Annotated in this window: 32 protein-coding genes; 23 read left to right on the forward strand and 9 right to left on the reverse strand. The window is 49.3% G+C overall.

Annotated features, from left to right (window positions below; genetic code table 11):
* The first annotated feature begins 72 nt into the window (after positions 1–72).
* From Q7V06_RS02000 to Q7V06_RS02105, 22 genes are all read left to right on the forward strand, one after another.
* Positions 73–789 carry a 30S ribosomal protein S3 gene (locus tag Q7V06_RS02000; RefSeq protein WP_304837308.1) on the forward strand — a complete coding sequence of 239 codons (717 nt, stop codon included), beginning with the start codon at positions 73–75 and terminating at the stop codon, positions 787–789.
* Positions 789–992 (forward strand): 50S ribosomal protein L29, encoded by a 204-nt coding sequence (gene rpmC, locus Q7V06_RS02005; protein ID WP_304837310.1) that lies wholly within the window; start codon positions 789–791, stop codon positions 990–992. The genes Q7V06_RS02000 and rpmC overlap by 1 nt, the downstream gene beginning before the upstream one ends.
* A complete protein-coding gene (locus Q7V06_RS02010; protein ID WP_304837313.1) occupies positions 989–1,264 on the forward strand; it encodes a ribonuclease P protein subunit in 276 nt (91 codons plus the stop codon). The genes rpmC and Q7V06_RS02010 overlap by 4 nt, the downstream gene beginning before the upstream one ends.
* Positions 1,265–1,274: 10 nt before the next feature.
* Positions 1,275–1,601, forward strand: coding sequence for a 30S ribosomal protein S17 (locus tag Q7V06_RS02015; RefSeq protein ID WP_304837315.1), 327 nt, complete (start codon positions 1,275–1,277; stop codon positions 1,599–1,601).
* Positions 1,598–1,996, forward strand: coding sequence for a 50S ribosomal protein L14 (locus tag Q7V06_RS02020; RefSeq protein WP_304837318.1), 399 nt, complete (start codon positions 1,598–1,600; stop codon positions 1,994–1,996). The genes Q7V06_RS02015 and Q7V06_RS02020 overlap by 4 nt, the downstream gene beginning before the upstream one ends.
* Before the next feature lie 8 nt (positions 1,997–2,004).
* Positions 2,005–2,370, forward strand: a complete 366-nt coding sequence (gene rplX, locus Q7V06_RS02025; RefSeq protein ID WP_304837321.1) for a 50S ribosomal protein L24 — start codon at positions 2,005–2,007, stop codon at positions 2,368–2,370.
* The gene (locus Q7V06_RS02030; RefSeq protein WP_370650795.1) at positions 2,370–3,098 is read left to right on the forward strand and encodes a 30S ribosomal protein S4e; all 729 of its coding nucleotides are present in this window, start codon (positions 2,370–2,372) and stop codon (positions 3,096–3,098) included. Before rplX ends, Q7V06_RS02030 begins: the two co-directional genes overlap by 1 nt.
* Complete coding sequence (locus tag Q7V06_RS02035; RefSeq protein ID WP_304837324.1) at positions 3,095–3,607, forward strand: 50S ribosomal protein L5; 513 nt, start codon at positions 3,095–3,097, stop codon at positions 3,605–3,607. Before Q7V06_RS02030 ends, Q7V06_RS02035 begins: the two co-directional genes overlap by 4 nt.
* Positions 3,607–3,771, forward strand: coding sequence for a 30S ribosomal protein S14 (locus Q7V06_RS02040; protein ID WP_304837326.1), 165 nt, complete (start codon positions 3,607–3,609; stop codon positions 3,769–3,771). The genes Q7V06_RS02035 and Q7V06_RS02040 overlap by 1 nt, the downstream gene beginning before the upstream one ends.
* A gap of 11 nt (positions 3,772–3,782) precedes the next feature.
* Positions 3,783–4,175, forward strand: a complete 393-nt coding sequence (locus tag Q7V06_RS02045) for a 30S ribosomal protein S8 (RefSeq protein ID WP_304837329.1) — start codon at positions 3,783–3,785, stop codon at positions 4,173–4,175.
* An 11-nt stretch (positions 4,176–4,186) separates the two neighbouring features.
* Positions 4,187–4,711, forward strand: a complete 525-nt coding sequence (gene rpl6p / locus Q7V06_RS02050; RefSeq protein WP_304837332.1) for a 50S ribosomal protein L6 — start codon at positions 4,187–4,189, stop codon at positions 4,709–4,711.
* Between the two features lie 5 nt (positions 4,712–4,716).
* Complete coding sequence (locus Q7V06_RS02055; protein ID WP_304837334.1) at positions 4,717–5,136, forward strand: 50S ribosomal protein L32e; 420 nt, start codon at positions 4,717–4,719, stop codon at positions 5,134–5,136.
* Positions 5,129–5,581 carry a 50S ribosomal protein L19e gene (locus Q7V06_RS02060; protein WP_304837336.1) on the forward strand — a complete coding sequence of 151 codons (453 nt, stop codon included), beginning with the start codon at positions 5,129–5,131 and terminating at the stop codon, positions 5,579–5,581. The genes Q7V06_RS02055 and Q7V06_RS02060 overlap by 8 nt, the downstream gene beginning before the upstream one ends.
* 1 nt (position 5,582) lies before the next feature.
* Positions 5,583–6,110 (forward strand): 50S ribosomal protein L18, encoded by a 528-nt coding sequence (locus Q7V06_RS02065; protein WP_304837339.1) that lies wholly within the window; start codon positions 5,583–5,585, stop codon positions 6,108–6,110.
* A gap of 1 nt (position 6,111) precedes the next feature.
* Positions 6,112–6,732: a 30S ribosomal protein S5 gene (locus Q7V06_RS02070; RefSeq protein WP_304837341.1), complete on the forward strand. Its 621-nt coding sequence runs from the start codon at positions 6,112–6,114 to the stop codon at positions 6,730–6,732.
* Entirely contained in the window at positions 6,732–7,193 is a 462-nt protein-coding gene (locus tag Q7V06_RS02075; RefSeq protein ID WP_304837344.1) for a 50S ribosomal protein L30, read from the forward strand. Before Q7V06_RS02070 ends, Q7V06_RS02075 begins: the two co-directional genes overlap by 1 nt.
* 7 nt (positions 7,194–7,200) lie before the next feature.
* On the forward strand, positions 7,201–7,623 hold the full coding sequence (locus tag Q7V06_RS02080) for an uL15m family ribosomal protein (protein WP_304837347.1): 423 nt from the start codon (positions 7,201–7,203) through the stop codon (positions 7,621–7,623).
* Between the two features lie 17 nt (positions 7,624–7,640).
* Complete coding sequence (gene secY, locus Q7V06_RS02085) at positions 7,641–9,074, forward strand: preprotein translocase subunit SecY (protein WP_304837350.1); 1,434 nt, start codon at positions 7,641–7,643, stop codon at positions 9,072–9,074.
* A 7-nt stretch (positions 9,075–9,081) separates the two neighbouring features.
* A complete protein-coding gene (locus Q7V06_RS02090; RefSeq protein WP_304837352.1) occupies positions 9,082–9,654 on the forward strand; it encodes an adenylate kinase in 573 nt (190 codons plus the stop codon).
* A gap of 15 nt (positions 9,655–9,669) precedes the next feature.
* Complete coding sequence (locus tag Q7V06_RS02095) at positions 9,670–10,296, forward strand: DUF106 domain-containing protein (protein ID WP_304837355.1); 627 nt, start codon at positions 9,670–9,672, stop codon at positions 10,294–10,296.
* Positions 10,296–10,826 carry a (d)CMP kinase gene (gene cmk / locus Q7V06_RS02100; RefSeq protein WP_304837359.1) on the forward strand — a complete coding sequence of 177 codons (531 nt, stop codon included), beginning with the start codon at positions 10,296–10,298 and terminating at the stop codon, positions 10,824–10,826. The genes Q7V06_RS02095 and cmk overlap by 1 nt, the downstream gene beginning before the upstream one ends.
* Before the next feature lie 68 nt (positions 10,827–10,894).
* Positions 10,895–11,239 (forward strand): DUF2769 domain-containing protein, encoded by a 345-nt coding sequence (locus Q7V06_RS02105; RefSeq protein ID WP_304837362.1) that lies wholly within the window; start codon positions 10,895–10,897, stop codon positions 11,237–11,239.
* Between the two features lie 3 nt (positions 11,240–11,242).
* On the opposite strand, the gene Q7V06_RS02110 is transcribed toward Q7V06_RS02105, so the two are convergent.
* The 9 genes from Q7V06_RS02110 to Q7V06_RS02150 all read right to left on the reverse strand — a co-directional run bounded on the left by Q7V06_RS02110 (position 11,243) and on the right by Q7V06_RS02150 (position 19,516).
* Positions 11,243–11,587, reverse strand: a complete 345-nt coding sequence (locus Q7V06_RS02110) for a hypothetical protein (protein ID WP_304837365.1) — start codon at positions 11,585–11,587, stop codon at positions 11,243–11,245.
* A 65-nt stretch (positions 11,588–11,652) separates the two neighbouring features.
* Entirely contained in the window at positions 11,653–13,728 is a 2,076-nt protein-coding gene (locus Q7V06_RS02115) for an ABC transporter substrate-binding protein (protein ID WP_304837367.1), read from the reverse strand.
* Positions 13,729–13,747: 19 nt separating this feature from the next.
* Complete coding sequence (locus Q7V06_RS02120) at positions 13,748–15,955, reverse strand: tetratricopeptide repeat protein (protein ID WP_304837370.1); 2,208 nt, start codon at positions 15,953–15,955, stop codon at positions 13,748–13,750.
* A 104-nt stretch (positions 15,956–16,059) separates the two neighbouring features.
* Positions 16,060–16,425 (reverse strand): DUF134 domain-containing protein, encoded by a 366-nt coding sequence (locus Q7V06_RS02125; protein ID WP_304837372.1) that lies wholly within the window; start codon positions 16,423–16,425, stop codon positions 16,060–16,062.
* Between the two features lie 14 nt (positions 16,426–16,439).
* A complete protein-coding gene (locus Q7V06_RS02130) occupies positions 16,440–17,291 on the reverse strand; it encodes an ATP-binding protein (RefSeq protein WP_304837375.1) in 852 nt (283 codons plus the stop codon).
* On the reverse strand, positions 17,288–18,139 hold the full coding sequence (locus tag Q7V06_RS02135; protein ID WP_304837378.1) for an ATP-binding protein: 852 nt from the start codon (positions 18,137–18,139) through the stop codon (positions 17,288–17,290). Before Q7V06_RS02135 ends, Q7V06_RS02130 begins: the two co-directional genes overlap by 4 nt.
* A 12-nt stretch (positions 18,140–18,151) precedes the next feature.
* Complete coding sequence (locus Q7V06_RS02140; protein ID WP_304837381.1) at positions 18,152–18,850, reverse strand: NifB/NifX family molybdenum-iron cluster-binding protein; 699 nt, start codon at positions 18,848–18,850, stop codon at positions 18,152–18,154.
* Entirely contained in the window at positions 18,847–19,080 is a 234-nt protein-coding gene (locus Q7V06_RS02145; RefSeq protein ID WP_304837384.1) for a DUF5320 domain-containing protein, read from the reverse strand. Before Q7V06_RS02145 ends, Q7V06_RS02140 begins: the two co-directional genes overlap by 4 nt.
* 235 nt (positions 19,081–19,315) lie before the next feature.
* Positions 19,316–19,516: a DUF5320 domain-containing protein gene (locus Q7V06_RS02150; RefSeq protein ID WP_304837387.1), complete on the reverse strand. Its 201-nt coding sequence runs from the start codon at positions 19,514–19,516 to the stop codon at positions 19,316–19,318.
* Between the two features lie 115 nt (positions 19,517–19,631).
* Between Q7V06_RS02150 and Q7V06_RS02155 the strand changes: the two genes are divergently transcribed.
* A partial coding sequence (locus Q7V06_RS02155) for a methyl-coenzyme M reductase glutamine C-methyltransferase (protein WP_304837390.1) occupies positions 19,632–20,672 on the forward strand: 1,041 nt, incomplete at its 3' end.

Here is a 20,672-nt window from a genome sequence, read left to right on the forward strand (position 1 = left end):
GATGGGGCGTGCAACTCCGAAGGCTCGTGAGACCGTTTCGATTGAGGTCATCGTCAGGGAGGTTGAGGAATAATGTCAGCTGAAAAGAAGTTCATCTCTGAAGGTGTCCGGAAGGTCCGTGTTGAGGCATTCTTAACAAAAGAGTTGAAGAGGGCAGGATATGGAGGCATGGATATCTTCAGGACTCCTATCGGAACCCAGGTGACAATCTTTGCTGAGAAACCAGGGATTGTCATTGGAAAAGGTGGCCGTCTCGTCCGCCAGATCACAACCGATCTCGCAACCGAGTATGGTCTTGAATCCCCGCAGGTTGAGGTTCAGCAGGTTGCAAACCCTAACTTAAATGCTCAGATTCTTGCAGAGAGGCTTGCAAATGCACTTGAGCGCGGCTGGTACTTCAGAAAGGCAGGATCAAGCGTTATCCGCCGTGTGATGGAGTCCGGAGCACTCGGGTGTGAAGTTATCATTGCAGGAAAACTGACCGGGTCAAGATCCCGTGTCCAGAAGTTCGTTGAGGGCTATATCAAACACTCTGGTGAGCCCGCAATCAGTCTTGTTGAGACAGGCTATGCAGTAGCGATCAAGAAGCTTGGCACCATTGGTGTTCAGGTTAAGCTCATCCCTCCGGGTGCGCGTCTTCCTGATCAGTTTGATATCGTCCCGCCTGTTACTCCCCGACAGCCACAGGAGATTGTGGTTGAAGAGATCGAAGATATCGGTGACGATATCGATCGTGAACTTCAGGCAGTTTCTTCACCAGAAGACAAATACGAAAGGGAGGAGATCTGATGGCAATATTTCGCGCACGTGAAGTTGCTCAGTTCTCGGATGTAGAACTGGTAGAACAGGAGAGCAAGCTTCGGACTGAACTCATACAGCAGTATGGCAAAGTCAGTGCAGGTGGCGCCCCGGATAATCCGGGTCAGATCCGTGAACTCCGAAGAACAATTGCCCGGATTCAGACCGAGCAGAATAAAAGAAAAAGTGTATGATTACGCCAGGAAACGTTCTCCGTCATGAACTGATTGGACGAAACGTCCTGGTCGTACATGCTGCAAACCCTGCCCAGGAGGGGATCTCCGGTCTCATAGCAGATGAGACCCGGAACATGATTTCGATCCAGACACCCGTCGGATTAAAGCATGTTCCGAAGAAATATAGTACATTCCGGGTTACCCTCCCGGACAGGGTGCAGGTGGATCTCATCGGGTCGACGATTATCGGGCGGCCTGAGAAGCGGATCACTATGCGCATCAGACAATAGAGGGTTGTTAATGGCACGAAACATTGGGTTGAATGTTGCTCCTCCGGAACAGGAGTGCAACGAAGATGATTGCCCGTTTCATGGCACTTTGCCGGTGCGCGGCCAGGTGATTACCGGCAAAGTCGTGAGCGAGAAGATGAAAGGCACTGTGGTGGTTCAGCGCGAGTATCTGCACTTCATTCAGAAGTATGACAGATATGAGAAGCGCTCCTCCAAACTCCATGCACACATCGCCCCCTGCCTTCATGTGAAGGTTGGGGACGAGGTCAAAGTAGCGGAGTGCAGGCCTCTGAACAAAACAACGCATTTCGTCGTTGTTGAGGTGAAGTCCGCATGAGAGCACTAGGATCTAAGATTCCCCGTGCACTCCAGACCGGGTCGCGTATGGTCTGTGCGGATAACACCGGTGCGCGTGTCGTCGAGGTCATCTCGGTTGACAGATATCATGGTGTACGGAGACGTCAGCCGAAACTCGGCATCGGCGACCTTGCAACCGTATCTGTCAAAAAAGGAACTCCTGACATGCGCAAAAAACTCGTAAAAGCAGTTGTTGTACGACAGAAGAAAGAGTTTAGAAGACCAAATGGTCTCCGTGTATCGTTTGAAGAGAATGCAATGGTACTCGTTAATGAGACCGGCGATCCCCGTGGGACTGAGATTAAAGGTCCGGTAGCCCGAGAGGTTGCCGCACGCTATCCAAAGATCGCGTCCATGGCGACGATCATCATCTGAGGTGTCCTATGGTGCGAATAGCAAGCAGTCAGCCAAGAAAACAGAGGAAGATTCGGTATAATGCACCGATCCATCTCAGGGGGGCATTCCTCCATACGATGCTCTCACCAGAGCTTCGTGAAAAGCACGGTCACCGGCGCGTCAGAGTAGTTACCGGTGACACCGTAAAGGTGCTCAGAGGCGAACATACCGGAACCATCGGTGTTGTTGATGGCATCGATCTGAAACGCCTGACGATTCAGGTTCATGGCGTTACAGTCAAAAAGGCGGATGGTACAGAGGTTGCAAGACCTGTTGATCCCTCCAAAGTGATGATCACAAAGTTGAATTTCAATGATCCGAAGCGTCAGGAACGTATCGGGGTGAAGGAATAATGGCACATATGAAGCGTATAGTCGCCCCTGGTTCCTGGGGGATCGGACGAAAAGTCAGCAAATATGTATCGGTCACCTCTCCAGGTCCTCATAATGCAGGCGCTATTCCGGTTGCAGTCTGGATGCGGGATCAGATGGGTCTTGCAAGAAACATGAAGGAGATCAAACAGATCCTCCATGATCGTCAGGTTGTTGTGAACGGCAAGGTCTGTACAGATCCTCATATCGGTCTTGGTGTCTTTGATATCATCTCCTTCCCACGACTTGAGAAGCATTATGTAATGCTTCTTGACAAGAGTGGCAGGTTTGCCACATCCGAGATCGATGCAGTAGCAGCGAAAGTCCGTCTGTCAAAGATCAGAAACAAGACGACATTACCGGGTGGCAAAGTCCAGTTGAACCTTCTCTTCGGTGCAAACCTCGTTGCAGATGATTCATACCATCCAAAAGACTCGATCATCCTGACACTTGGTGTTGATGGTGACGCAAGGTTCTCCATTAAAGAACACTTCCCCTATGCGGTTGGAAACGTCGCAATGGTTGTCGGTGGTCAGCACTCGGGTAGAGTTGCCAGAATTCGTGAAGTTATTCCGGTTCCAGGGAGCGTTCCAAACCGTGTCAGTCTTGAGGATCTCTCAACCGGCGCTGTCTTTGAGACGATCGAGCCGTACATCTTCATGGTCGGAAAAGATGAGCCATCTCTTGGCATCTGGGGGATAACCGTATGACCGGTATGCAGGAGCTCTTCATCGACAAGATTGTCGTCCATATGAGTGTCGGTGAGAGTGGCGATAAATTAATCAAAGGAGAGGCACTGATGAAGGAGATCTGTAATGGTGCAACTCCCGTCCGTACCATCGCCAAACGTACTGTCCCGGCATTTGGTCTTCGAAAAGGTCAGCCAATGGGCTGTAAACTTACCCTGAGGGGTGCTGTTGCAGAGGAGTTCCTTGCGACCTCCCTTGCCATCATCGAGAAGAAGATCCGTCCGCAGCAGTTTGATGTGAATGGGAACTTCGGCTTTGGGATCGAAGAGCATACCGATTACCCGGGTCAGTCCTATGATCCTCAGATTGGTATCTATGGAATGGATATCAACGTCGTCATCGAGAAGAAAGGTGTCAGGATCGCAAGACGGTCCGCACAGAAGAAGAAGCTCCCATCAAAGCAGCATGTAAAGAGGGAAGAGGCTGTTTTGTTTATGAAAGAGCGATTCAACGTCGAGGTGGTTGAATAATGGCGGAGCAGGGGAAGACCCCCCAGAAGAAGATCGGCTATGGGAGTAACCAGTGCCGGATGTGCGGGCGCAAGCAGGGACTTGTGCGGAGATACAATATCATGTTCTGCCGCCAGTGCTTCCGTGAATGGGCCCCTACGATGGGTTTTAAGAAGATGAACTAGGTGGCCGGATTATGACACGACAGAACATAATTGCCGATGCAATGAGCGCCATGAAAAATGCAGGTGATGCTGGAAGGCTTACGGTAACAGTAGAGCCGGCATCCCAGCTCTTTGGTGCAATGCTTGGCATCATGCAGGAGAACGGGTACATTGCCGGCTTCGAATATATTGACGATGGCCGGGGTGGACAGTTTACGATCCAGCTGACAGGCAGGATCAATAAATGTGGCGCAATATCGCCCCGGTTCGCTGTAAAGACCGAAGACATGGAATCATGGGAGACACGGTACCTCCCTGCCAAAGGGTTTGGCATTCTCATGCTCACGACCTCTCAGGGTGTCATGTCTCATGAACAGGCGCGAATGGCTGGAATCGGCGGACAGCTGATTGGATATGTCTACTGAGGTGCTCTGAGATGGTAACCATTGAGAAGATCGAGATCCCGGCTGGTGTCGAGGTTTCGATGAGTGGAGATATGGTTGTAGTGAAGGGACCAAAAGGTGAACTTCAGCGATCAATGTACTATCCAAACATCTCTATCGTCATCGAGGATGGACATGTAGTGATTAGTACAGGGTCTGGAAGAAAGACTGTCTATGCGATGGTCGGAACCTTTGCTTCCCATATTCACAACATGTGCATCGGTGTAACCGTTGGTTACGAGTTTTCGATGAAGGTCGTCTACAGTCACTTTCCGATTCAGCTTAAACTCCACCCGGGAATTCTTGAGATCGGGAATTTCCTTGGTGAGAAGATGGCCCGGAATGCAAAGATCCATAACGGCGTTACTGTGATGATTGGATCGGATGAGGTGACGGTGACAGGTATCGATAAGGAAAAGGTGGGTAATACCGCCGCCAACATTGAGAAAGCTACAAAGATCAGAAAGCGTGATCCGAGGGTCTTCCAGGATGGCATATACAGGGTACAGAAGGCGTGATCCAGATGGTTGCTATTAAAAAGCTGATTCGGGATCGCCAGGCAAAACGGGGAGATTTCAAGCGCCAGTGCCTGAAAGCCAAATCAAAACTTGAGGATGTATGGCGCAGACCCCGTGGCGGTCAGAGTAAACAGCGTAAACAGAAGAAAGCGAAGGGCAGAATCCCCTCCCCAGGATTTGCAGGACCTGTTGCCGTCAGAGGTTATCATCCATGCGGATTACAGGAAGCACTTGTGCAGACAGCAGCTACACTTGAATCCCTCGATCCACAGACCACTGCGGTCAGGATCGGTGGCACTGTCGGCATGAAGAAGCGGATGGTTATTCAGGCAAAGGCAATCTCAGGTGGGTTCAAAGTACTTAACCCAAGAGCAGTTGCCTCTGAAGTACCTGCAGTTGAAGAAGAGGTGGATGACGATGAGTAATCTCGTTAGCCAGAAACGCATTGCCGCAGTGATTCTTGACTGTGGAGAGAACCGTGTCTGGTTTGATCCCGAGCAGCTTACTGAGATCGCAAATGCTGTATCCCGTGAGGATATCCGGGCTCTCATCAAAGAGGGCGCCATCACAGCACACCAGAAGAAAGGTGTCAGCCGTGGACGGGCACGCCTCCGGATGGCAAAGCGTGCCTATGGCCATTGCAAAGGGCATGGTCGGAGAAAGGGTGCAAAAGGTGCACGTACACCCTCAAAGAGGGTATGGATTCAGAAGATCCGGGCACTCAGAACAACCCTTCGCGAGATGCGCGATACCGGTTCCATTGACCGTTCGGTCTATCGGAAATTCTATCGCCGTGCAGCAGGTGGCCAGTTCAGGAATGTCTCCCATTTAAAGCAGAATATTGAACAGCATACCGGGAAGGTGAACTGATATGGCGACAAGTGCACGATATTTCGTTCCGTTCAGGAGACGAAAAGAAGGTAGGACTGATTATTATCAGCGGATGCGCCTTATCATCTCAAGAAGGCCACGGTTTGTGGTTCGAAAAACTTCAGGTCAGATCATCGTACAGCTCATTGTTGCAGAGATGACCGGAGACCGGACCCTTGTATCAGCAACCAGTGGTGAACTCTCAAAATTCGGATACACCGGATATACCCGTAATACCCCTGCTGCATACCTCACCGGTATGCTCTGTGCGGTTCGCGCACAGAAGGCGGGATATGAAGGTGGTATCCTTGATATCGGTCTGAACCATGCAACAAAAGGTGCCAGGGTCTTTGCAGCTCTGAAAGGAGCAATCGAGGCTGGCTTTGATATCCCGTACGGTGAGGAGATCCTCCCTGACGACGATCGTGTCAAAGGTGTGCACATCGCCGAATATTCCCCTGATCGGGCCGGCGGAATCGTTGCAAATGTGGAAGAGGTGGCAGATGCCATTATGAAGGAGCTTGAGTGACATGGCAATGGAACGCGAAGAATGGATCCCTGTCACCGGCCTTGGAAAAGCAGTCGTCGCAGGTGAATATTCAACCCTTGACGAGGTGCTCTCCAGTGGACACCCGATCAAAGAGGCAGGTATCGTCGATATTTTCCTCCCTGATCTCAGTGATGAGGTCCTCTCCATCGATATGATGCAGAGGATGACCGACTCCGGCAGGAGGATTAAATTCCGTGCTGTCGTTGTTGTTGGAAACCGCGATGGATTCATCGGCTTTGGTCAGGGAAAAGATGTTCAGGTAGGCACAGCAATACGAAAGGCGATTGTCAATGCCAAACTGAATATCATCAAGGTACGGAGAGGTTGTGGAAGCTGGGAATGTGGATGTGGCAATGTCCACTCGATCCCAATGCAGGTTGAAGGAAAGGCAGGCAGTGTCGTTGTCACCCTGAAGCCTGCACCACAGGGTATCGGCCTTGTGACCGGTGAGATTGGAAAGAAGGTGCTTGGTCTTGCAGGTATCAGAGATGTCTGGTCGATGAGCAAAGGCAACACCCGGACAACGATCAACTATGCCAAAGCAACGTATGAGGCATTGAAAGCGACGAATATGGTTCGTATTGGGGGAGGGCGGCACTAATGTACGCAGTCGTGCAGGTGCGCGGCGTTGTCAATACCCGCCACGAAATTAAAGAGACGCTGAAGATGCTTCGTCTCCACCACATCAACCATTGTGTCCTCATCCCTGAGACTCCTGAGTACCTCGGGATGATCAGAAAAGTGAAGGACTTTGTTGCCTATGGAGAGGTCAACGCAGAGACTCTTGAGACGATTCTCAGGACTCGCGGCCGCCTTCTTGGCAACAAACCCTTAACGGATGAATATCTGAAGAGCGCATCATCGTATGCGTCCGTCAGTGAACTTGCCGAAGCACTCACACATGGTGAAGTCAAGCAGAAGGATATTCCGGAATTAAAACCGGTACTCCGGATGCATCCACCAAGAAAGGGTTATAAGACCATCAAGCGGACTTTTAACCAGGGTGGAGCGCTCGGTTATTATGGCAGGGAGATTAACTCTCTTCTGTATAAGATGAGGTGAGTTGGGAATGCCAGTCAATAAGCGATCAAAATATCGTGGATCAAGAACATGCGGCGGCGGAACTCATAAGAACCGTCGTGGTGCTGGAAACAGGGGAGGTCGTGGAGCCGCAGGATGGCGTGACCATAACTTCACCCGATTCCATCTTCTTGGCAAGCGTGAAGGTAAACATGGATTCGTCTCACCGACGTCTGTTGATCCAACGGTCCTCGATATTGGTGAGATCGACCAGATGATTCCCATGCTGGTTGTGCAGGGAATCGCACGCGAGGAGGCCGGTGTTGTCGTCCTCGATGCACGGGATCTCGGTATCGAGAAGATCCTCGGAGGAGGCAGGGTTCATCATAAGATGAATATCTCTGCAGATACCTTCTCTGAACGTGCAAAAGCAAAGATCGAAGAGCTCGGTGGCCAGGCATTGGCCCTCTAACATTTTTTTGGTGACCTATGGGAGAGCTGCTGGATCGAATGGAGCCTCTGCTGGCAAAGATGCCGGCGGTGAAGGCACCTGAAGGGCATGTCCACTTTAAAAATAAGCTGATATGGACCGCTGCTATTCTGCTTCTGTATTTTGTTCTGACAAACATACCGGTCTTCGGACTTGCGCCGGACTCAATGGATATCTTTGAGTTCTATCGTGCACTCCTTGCCGGTGCAAGCGGATCAATTGTCCATCTTGGTATTGGTCCGATTGTTACGGCTTCCATCGTCCTTCAGCTTCTGAAAGGTGCTGACCTGATTCCCCTTGATACGTCTGATGCCCGTGGGCAGGTTATGTACATGGGTATGCAGAAGATGCTCATCTTTGTGATGATCATCCTTGAAGCAGCACCAAATCTGGTTGGCGGATTTCTTCAGCCGGATCCGGTAATAGCTGCTGCCTTCTTTGGAGGCAGCCTCTTTGCAGTATCCCTCCTGATATTCCTTCAGATCTGCCTTGGTGGTGTTCTGATCTTTTTGATGGATGAAGTGGTGACGAAATGGGGTATTGGATCAGGTGTCGGGCTCTTCATCGTTGCAAGTATTTCACAGGGTCTTATCAACGGATTCTTTAACTGGCTGCCGGTGACTGATCCCTACCCAATTGGTTTCTTCCCGCGTCTCTTTGCAATCGCATTTGACGGAGGAAATTTCCTTCAGTACTTTACAGCTGATATCATTGCGTTGATAACGACCATTGTCATCTTCCTCGTGATCGTCTATGTCGAATCGACACGGATCGAGATCCCCCTTGCTCATGCAAATGTCAGGGGTTCCAGGGCAAAATTCCCGGTAAAACTCATCTATGCCAGTGTGCTTCCGATGATCCTTGTCCGTGTCCTCCAGGCAAATATCCAGATGTTTGGTATGTTCCTCTCAAGCGTGGGCATAACCATATTTGGTAACTTTGACGGAACGCAACCAATTGACGGTCTTATGTACTTCCTTGCTCCGATCAACACTCCTCAGGACTGGATGTGGTGGATGAGCGATCTTGGCCACGCGCCGTGGGAGGTATTAATTCGTCTTGGGATCGATACCATCTTTATGGTCGTCGGCGGTGCAATCTTTGCTCTCTTCTGGGTGAAGACTGCAGGTCTTGATTCAAGTCATGTCGCACGCCAGATTCAGAACAGTGGTATGCATATTCCCGGATATCGCCGCAGTCCGCAGGTGCTTGAGCGGTACCTTGACAGGTATATTCCACGAGTCACCGTCATTGGTGGTGTCTTTGTTGGTGTTCTCTCGATTGCAGCAAACCTCTTTGGTGTGATAGGTGCAGTTGGTGGAACCGGTCTGCTGCTGACGGTCAGTATCGTCTATCGTTTGTATGAGCAGATCGCAAGCGAGCAGATTATGGAGATGTATCCGTTTATGCGGTCATTCTTTGGAAAGGAGTGAAAACAGCATGGCAGGAAAGAAGATTATCATAACAGGTGTTCCCGGTGTCGGAAAGACGACGGTGATCACGCAGGCAATGGAGAGCCTTTCAGAAGCTGGTGTTCCTTACCAGAACATCAACTTCGGTTCTTTTATGTTTGAGGTGGCTTGCGCAGAGGGGCTTGCTCAGGATCGCGATCAGATGAGGAGACTCGATCGCACAATTCAGAAACGCCTTCAGAAGCTGGCAGCAGAAAAGATTGCAGCAATCGATGGGAATGTCATCATCGATACTCATGCATCGGTGAAGACACCGGCAGGTTACCTTGCCGGTCTTCCGGAATGGGTGCTCACTGCCCTGATGCCGGACACCATCGTCCTTGTTGAAACTGATGATGATCAGATTCTTCTCAGACGCCTCTCCGATACATCCCGTGTCCGGGATATGGAAGGGGCAGCCTCAATTCGTGAACACCAGCAGATGAACCGTTCATTTGCCGCAGCATATGCGATGTTAACCGGTTGCACCGTTGCATTTGTTACAAATGCTGATCATCTTCTTGAACATGGTGTTAAAGCGCTAGTAACTATCCTGAAATAATCCGGGAGTTTGGACATGATAGACCTGAAGAAGTATGGGATGTATATCGCTTTCATTCTGGCATTTGGCCTGATGATGGCATATGCTGTTGAGTGGGTGCGTAACGGTATTGCCGGGATATTAGATCTTGCACTTGGACCTCTCTCCGATACCTTTGGGCTTCCATTCTTCGTTGTCATCCTCTTTCTCTCAGCCCTGACCGGATTGTACTCATCATTGATTCAGAAGTATACGATCGATTATGAGAAGATGCAGGATGTGCAGGCGAAGATGAAAGATTTCCAGATGAAGTACCGCGAGGCACAACTGGCAGAGGATGAGAAGGCGATTAAAAAGCTTGAGGTAAAACGTGATGCCATGATGAAGGATCAGCTTGAGATGTCTCAACAGCAGTTCAAGCCAATGGCATATATCATACTTGTGACAGTCCCGATCTTCTTCTGGCTTCTTCAGAGTCTTCATGAGATTGAGAATGGCACTGTACTGACTATTCAGTCTGCAATTGTCTTCCCGTTTAAGGGGATCATCGCGCTGAATGATCTGGCACTCTGGATCATTCCCGCATGGATTCTCTGGTATATGGTCTGTTCGCTGACCGTCAGCCAGGTGATCAGAAAAGCTCTCAATATTGGGGGCATCTGATGCGAATCACGATCAGCGGCCTTCCTGGTAGTGGAACCACCTCTCTTGGGAGAGCCCTCGCTTCTGAATATGGGTTCAGATTCATATCCGCAGGTGAGGTCTTTCGAGAGTGTGCACGTGAGCGTGATCTGGATCTCGGATCATTTGGCAGGCTTGCCGAGAGCGACCCGTCAATTGATCATCAGATTGATGAGCGGCAGAAAGAGATCGGAATGAACTCAGATGATATCATCGTTGAGGGACGTCTTGCAGGAAGAATGGTTGGGAACGCTCATCTCAGGATATGGCTTACTGCAAGTCCGAAATGCCGTGCCAGAAGAATTGCAGAGCGGGATATTCAGGATGGCGATACCGCAGCTGCTGTTACGATTGAACGGGAACGATCAGAAGCACAACGGTACCGCACCTACTATGGGATTGATATAACTGATCTCTCCTGTTATGATATGGTTCTCAGCTCTGAGACGTTTGGACGTGAGTCTCTCCCAAAAATCGTCTCTACTGCAATCAATGAACTGTTGAGATCCTGATCTCAATTGCTTCCCGAAACGATACTTTTTTAATGTGGTACACCCCTCAGACGGTGAGGGATATCAGAATGGATATTGATAAGTTTGAAAAGTATATTGCGCTCGTGACCGATCAGCCGCTCATCCTTAGTAGTGCCGAGCGTGCCGGAATCATCCTCACCCGAAAGAAACATTGTCTCTGCCCTACCTGTCCCACCTACCGGGAGTGTGCAGAAAAGGCAGATGATCGTGTATTCTGCACACTTGGAAAGAGCAGGAATGGTTGCATCTCCGATGAGGAGAAGGGATGCATCTGTTCTGACTGCGTTATCTACCGTGATGTCGGATATAAATACCAGTTCTTCTGCACCCGGGGAAAAGAGCAGCAGCAGCGGATACTCTCGGTCCTTGAGATGCGGGATATAATTCTCTAACTCTTATCCACACCCTTCATCGTTCTCATAGATTGATACAAGTTCCTGACTGACTCTTTTTGAGAGTCTTTCGGTTACAAGATCGAGGAGGGTTGAGAAGTAGAGTGGAGAGATGCAGCCGACACTCTCATGACCATTTCTGATCTCTCCCACCAGGTATGTAAATTCATCATCATTTAAACGTGAAAGGCGGTTAACAAAGTCCTGTTCGTCTGTGGAGTAATGGTTTGCAAGAGGTGGCAGAATTGACCTGAATTCGGTTCTGGTGCCATTGCAGATGAGGTCTTCACATTCCGGTGCAAGTTTTCTGAGGAGTGTGATGTCAAAGGGTGTCAGTTCACGTGCCATCCTGTACGTATCTCTTTTTGATTATATCATCTCTCTCTTACAAGGCGTATGGTCGGACAGTCTTGTTACTGTACGATCCGGTATACTCCGGATCTTATCTGGGCTACATATGTTGATCCGTCATACAGTGCTCCATATTCGGTGGTCATCCGACTTTGTTGGAGGGCTGTTGATACTGCGAAGGGATCTGTATCCCCTCCCCTCTCTGCTGCTTCGGCAATCATCATGATACCTGTGAATGCGCGCGCAGAGATGTCGTTTACCTCTCTACCCGTCTGCCGGACCATACGTGAATTTACATCACGGATCGTCTGGGATTCACTGACACTCTCTCTTCTATAGATGGTGGCGGCCATGATCCCTTCGGAGAAGAGGCCTGTGTTCCTGATGAATGAATCTGATCTCCAGGCATCACCGATGGTGAAGATTGCATCCGGAGCATAGCCTGCTTCCCGTGACTCCATAATGATCAGTGATGCTTCGTGTGGGGTGCCTGCAGAGACGAAGAGGGGGGCATCAGGGTTGCTCATCATGATTGTACTGATGGCATCTCTGATCCCGTGTTCATCCTGATAGGTAAGATCTGTTCCTATTGTGTATCCGAAAGAGTTCGCTGTAGTTCGTACAATCTCAATAGTTTCTTCATATGCTCCATTTGAGAGGATTGATATGGTTTTATTGCCACCTCCGGTCTGTTTTCTGATGTCAGGAATAGTAAAGCACCTGGTGATGTACGCCTCGTTATCAATGCCAATTGATATTTGAGGTTCAGTACCATCTGCTGATATCGTGGTTCTGCCATCCGGGGTGATGGTTACTTTTCCGATCACGGTTGCCTTGTCCGGTGGTTCTCTGTCATAGAGGACTGTGACCTGTGCATCAAAAAGGGATGGAATACCGCTACTCATCGCTAAAGGGAGTGTTATCGTTGCAGGTGAATTGATCACTGAAAGAGCGGGGTCGATTCCTCTTTTCACCTCATCAATGAACCAGTCTTCTTTGGAGCCGGAATCGATCAGAATGTAGACGGACATCGGTGGTGCGGTGATCGCTTTAACACTTTCAGTCTCTCTGTTTCGGATCTGGACTATCTCAAACCGATACGTGGCTCTCCTCTCCTCATCGAAGCAAACGTTCCCGAGTGCACCTTCATACTCCCGGTTCCAGTACCATCCTACAACACATTCGGCTTCTCCATTACAGGAGGATATGCGTGATGACAGGGTATTGGCTGCATCAAATGCCTCGGCAATACTACTAATAGGGCTCTTGAATTGCATCATAAGATCCTCAGAAAAGAGCGGATGGCTTTGTGACATCGAGGGTGTGAGGACAAAGACTCCCTCTGCCAGATGAGGGGATTCTATCCTGAGTACTATACTGCTCCGCTCAGATACGAGGATTACCGGATTGGCCCCACGGCTTTTTATTGCTGATATAAGTGCATTAACCTTCACCACACCATCAATGATATAGATCTCTGGTGGCATAGCCTGAAGAGGCCGTATGAGTGCTGAGAAATCTTCATCAGTCTGGTTATATTCAACCATCCTCACGTTCCTTCCTTTTGAGAGATCCTGCATCAGGGTGGCTAGTTCCATCCCCTCTTCAGTGTCGGGATAGAGGACAGCGATATCGGTATAATCTGCAAGAAATGGTTCAAGTGTTGAAATCTCAGTCTCTATGGGAGGAGTAAACCTGATGATATATCTCTTCCCCTCATCTTCCTGTGGAGGAATGGGGGCGGCTATTATTGCCATCGGTATGCCATACTCCTCAGCATAAGGGATGATTGCCTCACTTACTTCTCTTCCCGAGACGATGAGACCCTGGATAATCCCTCTCTCCATCTGATCCAGAAGTATGTTTACGGCTATCTCCGGGTCCCCTTGTGAGTCTGCGAAATGAAGAGTAATTGGGTGATCCTGTGATTGTATCATTCCTCTCCTGATACTATACTGCTGGGCAGATCCAAGCATTACATCATCACCGGTCAGAGGAAGGATTGCGAGTAATGACAACCGACTGTCTGGTGCTGCATAAGGATCTTCTGATTGAATCTGATCCCCTGGTATGTCTCCGATGGTATAGAAAACAGAGAATGCAAGAGCAATGACAATGATGATAATAAGCCGTTTCATTCTCCTCACGTCTTTTTTTTTATTTTATTAGATCGTGCAGAACACCGTTTCTTACCTGAATTACGTCTCCCCTTGATCTCATAACAGGTCCGGCTTTATCGTCTCTCTCAGAAAGCCTTTCATCAGTGTCTGGTATGATCAGGTTCTGATACCGCCTTATGAATGTTTCAGGTACATGATCGCCCCAGATGAAGAGATGTCTGTCAAGGATATCTATCTGATGTTTTCTCTCCTGATCAAGATCCTGTGTATCGTTCAACATGGTGAGATCTCTCTTCAGAAGATGATATTCTTCGTTCTCTGGCATTAAACCAAGAGCTGTATCGATGGATTCCATTGCTGCATCAAACTCCCCATTCTGTGCATGCATTCGGGCAAGTCCATACCATGCTCCGGGAAACTTTGTGACGACTGATACCGCATGGTTGTATGCATCCAGTGCCCGGGTAATCTGCCCCTGACTTTCATGCCAGTACGCAATCTCAGAGAGGAGCTGTGCACGTGACTCTTTATCTGTTGTAGTCTTAAGTGCTCTTCGAAAGAGTGTAATTGCAGTTTTAATCCCACATTCAGAGAGTACTTTTCCGGTGATTCTGAGGAGGTATGTCTTCTTGCTCTGTGCAACTGAAGCTTTCTGTATCAATTCTGTCAATGAAGATATCCGGTCGGTCAGATCGTCTCCTCTCATTGCTTCAATAAGGATAAGAAGACCATCATACTCTTCTCCATCCTCTTTTCCATCCGCAATCAGTACTTCCGCTGCATCCTGAATGCTCTGTGTCTCAAGTATTCTGCGGATAATACGGGTTTCGAGGAGATCATCTTTACCAGCAGAACTATGCAAATCCCGGATGTCTGCATACCATGAGGCGCGTGCAACCCAGAGACGGGTGTCAGGCCGGTTTTTTACAGTGACCGATCGTTTAAACCATGTGAGGGCGTCATTGAACTGAAAAGCACCGAAGGCGAGGATGCCTCGAATGAGTGTGTACTCAGCTTCTGCTCCTGCCTCAAGGTCTTTGAGAAGTGCATGGTTCAGGGTTCCGTCTCTCTGCATTGATCTGTTGAGTGTATCCAGCCGGGAGAGGACTGTGTTGTTGAGATCTTCTTCTCCGATCAACTCTTCGATGATCGCATACTCGCGGTCAAACCATCCGGATCGTCTGCATGAGGTTGCTATCTGGATGAGCAGACGTCTTCTCTCCTCTCCATATAGATTGTGAGCGATCCTGATGAGACGATCATACATCCCATCGCCCTCTTGAGAAAGACCAAGCCTGTCTGCGACTTCGCAGAGGTAGATGAGTTCATCGTTGAACGATCCTGCATCACTGCCCTTCACTTCACGGGCAGCTTCAAGAGCTGACTGAAACTCCGGAAAGGCACGTTCCGCATCTCCGAGGTTCCGCGATAACAGCCCCATCTCTTTGTAACAGATCTGTTTTTGCACCGGATCTTCTGTTCTGGATAATGCATATGAATAGAGTTCGCGGGCAGCTTCAATGAGATGTGTCGCAGAACAGTACCTGGCTCCATCAATCAGGGCATCGGTGGACTGTTCAAACATGCTGAGTGTCCGGATGAGAGGTGTCCATCCATCTTCGGGATACGTCTTATTCAGGATAGAGAGTTGTTCATCATATGATAATGCCAAAAACCATCGATATGCAACATCGGTGATGGCATCTGTGAGGGGATCTGAAGCGGATAGATCTTCGGTAATTTTCGAGAATGTTTCTGCATCTTTCTCCTGCATGAACGCCGAGATGATCGCGCGATCCATCGGATGGAGTAATCCCTGCCTTTCAGGTGGTGATGTCTGGATTGCAGTTGGATATGCGATCGTCTGGTAGATCATTCCTGCCCATTTAGTCTCCCAGTAGTGGAGAGGGAGTGCGGTTTCATCTGAGAAGAGGGTGCAGATAGTGTTTTGGCAATCGGTTATTGTGGAGTTTTTAAAAGAACTCTGTTCAGCGTGATCTTTTCGATCACTCATCGTATCAATAATTGCGCGGCGAAGCATCTCTGATGTCTCTGCATCTGAAGCGATTGTTGTGCAGATGCTCCATCGGAATGCGGGGTCGGTCGTTATCCTCCTCTGAAAGATTGTATGAAGAATCAACTCATTGAAGAGTAGCTCAGACTCTTCTGGTGTGATGGATCTAATCCGTCTTCGTATTATCGTGTGATCAAGGAATAACTCAGGTATATCTCCCGCGCGATGCATGAATTACCATATGTATCTTAAGATATTTGACACTCTCCACATAAATTATGCAGGAATTGCTGATAGTACGATGAAAAAAAGTTGAATATGAGGTATTGACCCAATTATACCGGTTGTCTGTCAGGAGGGCATTCTTCCGCACCCTGCCGCAAACAACCGAGGATTCGAATGGTCTTTCCATGTACAAGTGCATCGGCAACTTTTCTTCTGGCTTCATGCAGGTCACGCCAGAGTGTTTTTCTTGAGATTCCAAGGGTGTTTGCAGCCTCTTCCTGTTCAAGTCCGAGGAGATCAACAAGCCTCAGGACTTCCAGTTCTTCAGGAAGGAGGAGAATCTGCTGGTCACTTATCGTTCTGGTTCCGCAGAGAGGTGCAAAGCACCGAAATCTTCCTTCATTATCGATTGTGCGGGCAACACGTGGCCGACCGCGTCGCTTCCCGCAACACCCTCTCTCGTCCTGTAGTGTCATGAGATCTCAAGTTCCTATCTGATCTGATCCCAGATCGTTAAGAATGCTTTTGATGCCGGACTATCGGTTCTTGTGATCGGGATACCCTGCCTGACCGCTGTCACAACTGCTGGATCAAAGGGGATCTTCCCGATGATTGGGATCTTCTCTTCTCGAGCATATGATTCAATTTCCCGGGTGATCTGGTCAAGCAGGTCAAACCGGTTGATCAGCATAAGGATACGGAGATCAAATCTTCGGCAGACTGTTACCAGGCGTTTTGCGTCATGAAGGGCAGAGACGCTCGGTTCTGTTACGATCAGTACCGCATTCATCCCGCTGACTGTTGAGATGAGTGGGCAGCCGATACCGGGTGGTCCGTCAACGAGGAGTACCTCGGCTGAAGGATCTATGGTCAGTGCCCTCTTCTTAACTTCATGGACGAGAAGACCTGAAGTGCCCGAACCCGGAAAGAGACGGGCATGAACAAGAAGACCACAGTCTGTTGTAGAAGTATAGATCTCTCCGGAGACTCTCCGTTCCATCAGAGCAGCACCTTCTGGACAGACATAACAACAGAGGCCGCATCCCTCACAATGAATAGGATGTACAATTGCATAGTCATCCTTCATACTGATTGCACCAAAGGCGCAGGAATTGGCGCAGATGCCACAACCGATACAGAGGGTGGGATCAATTCGTGCTACATCAAGACCATTGAACGGTTCTGTAGTGAGCCGCGTAGGTGAAAGCAGGAGCTCAAGGTTTGCAGCATCAACATCACAGTCTGCGAGTACCTGTTTTTTTGTATTGATATCTGCGAGTGCAGAGGTGACCATCGTCTTGCCGGTACCTCCTTTTCCGCTGATGACAGCAATCCGGATCACGTAACCACCTCCATGTGTGCGACAGTCTTCCGGAAGAGTTCGGTGAACCGTTGCTTCCATTCAGGAAGCTCATGGGTGATAAGCCCTCCGGCATTCTGTATGGCTGCAATCTTGCGATCAAATGGGATCGTCATTAGCACTGGTATCAAATGAGCTGCGCAGAAGTTCTGGATTGCTTCATCCTCTCCATCACTTCTGTTAATCACAACCCCCGCCGGAATTCCGAGTTCTTTTGCAGCACGATATGCAAGTTCCATATCATGAAGGCCAAATGGTGTTGATTCGGTCACCAGAATACAAAAATCTGCTCCTTCCAGCGTCTCAATGACCGGGCAGGCGATCCCTGGTGATGCATCATAGAGAATGAGCGGGCAACCTTCTGCGAGACTCTTTGCCTTTTTAATAACAGAAGGTGCCTGAACTTCCCCTTCATTCAGCACTCCGCTGATCAGGGTCAGTGAGGGTGATGGCGTTCTGCATTGCACCACTCCGATCTCTCTGTCAATTTCATGAATGGCACCTATGGGGCAGACTAACTGGCATCCGCCGCATGAATGGCAGAGTTCCGGGAGGAAGAGATGGCGGTCCTTAAAGATGGTCAATGCACCATACCGGCAGAAATCTCCGCATGCTCCGCAGAAATTGCATCTTTTTATGTCGATCTCCGGGATGCGGACGGTTACCGGGAGGTCCTCTGAAGGACCGGGGAAGAAGAGGTGGAGGTTTGGCTCCTCCACATCACAATCAACAACGGTGACCGGCTGTCTTTCTGCGAGTGAATATGCAAGATTTGCTACCACTGTGCTCTTGCCAGTCCCTCCTTTTCCGCTTGCGATCACGATCTTCATAAGACACAAAGATCAGGCTAATTTCGTCAGGTTTCCGGCAAGGTACGCTTTCACTGCATCAGCGACAGTACCGTCGCCCCGATAGGAGTACGCCTTGATTCCGCTTGCAGTAAGTGCTTCAGCGGCATTTCCTCCCATCTGTCCGGTGATAAGGAATTGTGCGCCATGCTCCATGACAACAGAAACTGCCCGGGGGCCTACCCCGCCTGATGCATCAGCAAAGGCATTTGGAATAGAATCAACTGTCGCTGTCTTCAGATCGATGAAGGTGAAGAAGGGAGCGCGACCAAATCGTTCTTCAACAGCAGCATCCATGCCTGGAGCTTTTGCTGTTACGCAGATGACCGATCCCTTCTCTTCGGATCCACATTCTTCTTCAGAGCCGTGATGGCATGTGCTCTCTCCGGGTGTGAGATTTCCGCGTATATACTCCTGTGCGACGAAATCAACATCTCCGGCGACTCCAAGGATGACATCAATTCCGTTCTCGTGGAAGAGGTCAATGGCACGGGGACCCATACCACCTGCAATGACAAGGTTTACACCATGTTCTGCAAGGAATCTTGGAAGTTTTCCCGGTTCATGACCTGGGCTGTCAAGGTCTTCAGCCCGTATGATCATACTGTTTTCAGCATTGAATATTGCATACTTCTGACAGTGTCCGAAATGTTCTGACACTCTTGTCCCGTCCATTGCGATTCCGATCTTCACTCTTGCACCTCTGTCTGGTTACCGGGTTGGGTGAATCTTCCTCCCCGCATTCTTCCTCCACCAAATCCTCTGCCGCATCCACACGGGATCCCGCCTCTGCCGAGGCCGAAGATTGGCTTTTCATTTTGTACTGCACCCTGTGCATCGGCTGCCGGGGTAACGCATCGCCCCATTCGCCGTCCTGTCATCGGTCCCATTCCGTTGGGTCCCATTCCATTTAATCCTGGCATTATCTATCACCTGTTCTTTTGGTAATATATACTCATATGCGCACAAATACTTAAAACTTTCTATGGATCTATGATGATATCAGATCTCATATTTAATAATCAATTTAGAAAATTGATTTTTTTATCTGAAGAGGGGAGGGGGAAAAGTATGGCAATGAGCAGGGAGTTGAACATATTACACTGGGAGTATGTGAATAACTCTTCTGTCTTTCCATTGCCATTGTGTTTTATCGGTTTACACAAATCGCCGTTGTACCCACGCTCTGCCTAATCCTCTTCCACCTCCACGAGGTAGACCGCCTCTGCCGAGGCCGAGGTTTGGCAATTCATTCTGTACTGCACCCTGTGCATCGGCTGCCGGGGTAACGCATCGTCCCGTCCGCCGTCCTGTCATCGGTCCCTTTCCACGGGGGCCTGTTCTGTCAAATCCTGGCATTATCTATCACCTGTTTTTGGTAATATTTACTCATATGCGCATAAAGTCAAAAAGGTATCGATCGTACTAACAAGGCAGTGTGTTTATGCCTTTGTCCTTTCATAAATCTCTAAACATGCAGGTCAAGGTTATCTCTCCGGATATTGTCACCTATGGTGCCATGGTGATCGGTGGAGTACTCAGGGAACATGGTCATGAGGTATCCATATCACGTTCAATCGAAGAAACAGAGGCAGATGTTATACTTGTCATTTCGCTCTATTCCACTCAGCATCTCATGGATGAACGCATCAAAAATCTCATCGCATCTCATCGGAAGAGAGGTGGCAGGTGTTATGTGGGGGGCCCTGTCTCTGCACACCCGGCAATGGTACTTGGGGAATTAGCTCCTGATGCTGTTGTTGTTGGCGAGGGGGAGGTGACCACACCCCTTCTGGTAAGAAATGGTCCATCTCCCGATATTCCGGGAATTGGATATATGGGTGAAGAAGGAATGCTCTATACCGGCCCTTCATCCCCGTCTTCAATGAAACGCCCTTTACCTCTCATCCCATCTGATATTAAAGATCAAAAAGTCAGGGGTGCAAATGTCTATATCGAGACGCATCGCGGTTGTATTGGAGGATGCGGGTTCTGCCAGGTGCCCAGATACTTTGGTCAGGATATCCGAAGCAGAAGTATTGAAGATATCCTCACCGAGGTGCAGGCATTCAAGGATGCCGGTGCGAATCGTATCTCAATATCAGGAGGAACCGGCTCACTCTATGCATCTGAGCATGGCAGGATGAATGTTCCTGCCTTTGTCGATCTGTTGAAGGGTATTGCAGGGATAATGGGGCCAAAGAATCTTTCATCCCCGGATATACGGGTTGATTGCATCACCGATGAAGTACTGGATGCGATCCGTGATTCTACGATCGGCTGGGTCTTCTTTGGTATTGAGTCGGGGAGCGAGGATATCCTGAAGAAGATGCGGAAAGGGGCTACTGTCGGACAGGTGAGAGAAGCTGTGAAGCGCTGCCGGAAGCATGGATTGAAGGTTGCCGGAAGTTTTATTGTTGGATATCCGGGTGAGTCAGCTGATGATTACCAGAAGACAAAGGATCTGATCGAAGAGCTCTCGCTTGATGATGTCTTTGTGAGTGCAGCAGAGCCG

It is taken from the genome of Methanocalculus sp. (assembly GCF_030651615.1).
GTDB lineage: Archaea > Halobacteriota > Methanomicrobia > Methanomicrobiales > Methanocorpusculaceae > Methanocalculus.

Bases quoted from the DNA above. Each gene is read 5' to 3' on its own strand.
- Q7V06_RS02000 (WP_304837308.1), top strand. From the start codon at position 73: ATGTCAGCTGAAAAGAAGTTCATCTCTGAAGGTGTCCGGAAGGTCCGT.
- rpmC (WP_304837310.1), top strand. From the start codon at position 789: ATGGCAATATTTCGCGCACGTGAAGTTGCTCAGTTCTCGGATGTAGAA.
- Q7V06_RS02010 (WP_304837313.1), top strand. From the start codon at position 989: ATGATTACGCCAGGAAACGTTCTCCGTCATGAACTGATTGGACGAAAC.
- Q7V06_RS02015 (WP_304837315.1), top strand. From the start codon at position 1,275: ATGGCACGAAACATTGGGTTGAATGTTGCTCCTCCGGAACAGGAGTGC.
- Q7V06_RS02020 (WP_304837318.1), top strand. From the start codon at position 1,598: ATGAGAGCACTAGGATCTAAGATTCCCCGTGCACTCCAGACCGGGTCG.
- rplX (WP_304837321.1), top strand. From the start codon at position 2,005: ATGGTGCGAATAGCAAGCAGTCAGCCAAGAAAACAGAGGAAGATTCGG.
- Q7V06_RS02030 (WP_370650795.1), top strand. From the start codon at position 2,370: ATGGCACATATGAAGCGTATAGTCGCCCCTGGTTCCTGGGGGATCGGA.
- Q7V06_RS02035 (WP_304837324.1), top strand. From the start codon at position 3,095: ATGACCGGTATGCAGGAGCTCTTCATCGACAAGATTGTCGTCCATATG.
- Q7V06_RS02040 (WP_304837326.1), top strand. From the start codon at position 3,607: ATGGCGGAGCAGGGGAAGACCCCCCAGAAGAAGATCGGCTATGGGAGT.
- Q7V06_RS02045 (WP_304837329.1), top strand. From the start codon at position 3,783: ATGACACGACAGAACATAATTGCCGATGCAATGAGCGCCATGAAAAAT.
- rpl6p (WP_304837332.1), top strand. From the start codon at position 4,187: ATGGTAACCATTGAGAAGATCGAGATCCCGGCTGGTGTCGAGGTTTCG.
- Q7V06_RS02055 (WP_304837334.1), top strand. From the start codon at position 4,717: ATGGTTGCTATTAAAAAGCTGATTCGGGATCGCCAGGCAAAACGGGGA.
- Q7V06_RS02060 (WP_304837336.1), top strand. From the start codon at position 5,129: ATGAGTAATCTCGTTAGCCAGAAACGCATTGCCGCAGTGATTCTTGAC.
- Q7V06_RS02065 (WP_304837339.1), top strand. From the start codon at position 5,583: ATGGCGACAAGTGCACGATATTTCGTTCCGTTCAGGAGACGAAAAGAA.
- Q7V06_RS02070 (WP_304837341.1), top strand. From the start codon at position 6,112: ATGGCAATGGAACGCGAAGAATGGATCCCTGTCACCGGCCTTGGAAAA.
- Q7V06_RS02075 (WP_304837344.1), top strand. From the start codon at position 6,732: ATGTACGCAGTCGTGCAGGTGCGCGGCGTTGTCAATACCCGCCACGAA.
- Q7V06_RS02080 (WP_304837347.1), top strand. From the start codon at position 7,201: ATGCCAGTCAATAAGCGATCAAAATATCGTGGATCAAGAACATGCGGC.
- secY (WP_304837350.1), top strand. From the start codon at position 7,641: ATGGGAGAGCTGCTGGATCGAATGGAGCCTCTGCTGGCAAAGATGCCG.
- Q7V06_RS02090 (WP_304837352.1), top strand. From the start codon at position 9,082: ATGGCAGGAAAGAAGATTATCATAACAGGTGTTCCCGGTGTCGGAAAG.
- Q7V06_RS02095 (WP_304837355.1), top strand. From the start codon at position 9,670: ATGATAGACCTGAAGAAGTATGGGATGTATATCGCTTTCATTCTGGCA.
- cmk (WP_304837359.1), top strand. From the start codon at position 10,296: ATGCGAATCACGATCAGCGGCCTTCCTGGTAGTGGAACCACCTCTCTT.
- Q7V06_RS02105 (WP_304837362.1), top strand. From the start codon at position 10,895: ATGGATATTGATAAGTTTGAAAAGTATATTGCGCTCGTGACCGATCAG.
- Q7V06_RS02110 (WP_304837365.1), bottom strand. From the start codon at position 11,587: ATGGCACGTGAACTGACACCCTTTGACATCACACTCCTCAGAAAACTT.
- Q7V06_RS02115 (WP_304837367.1), bottom strand. From the start codon at position 13,728: ATGAAACGGCTTATTATCATCATTGTCATTGCTCTTGCATTCTCTGTT.
- Q7V06_RS02120 (WP_304837370.1), bottom strand. From the start codon at position 15,955: ATGCATCGCGCGGGAGATATACCTGAGTTATTCCTTGATCACACGATA.
- Q7V06_RS02125 (WP_304837372.1), bottom strand. From the start codon at position 16,425: ATGACACTACAGGACGAGAGAGGGTGTTGCGGGAAGCGACGCGGTCGG.
- Q7V06_RS02135 (WP_304837378.1), bottom strand. From the start codon at position 18,139: ATGAAGATCGTGATCGCAAGCGGAAAAGGAGGGACTGGCAAGAGCACA.
- Q7V06_RS02145 (WP_304837384.1), bottom strand. From the start codon at position 19,080: ATGCCAGGATTAAATGGAATGGGACCCAACGGAATGGGACCGATGACA.
- Q7V06_RS02150 (WP_304837387.1), bottom strand. From the start codon at position 19,516: ATGCCAGGATTTGACAGAACAGGCCCCCGTGGAAAGGGACCGATGACA.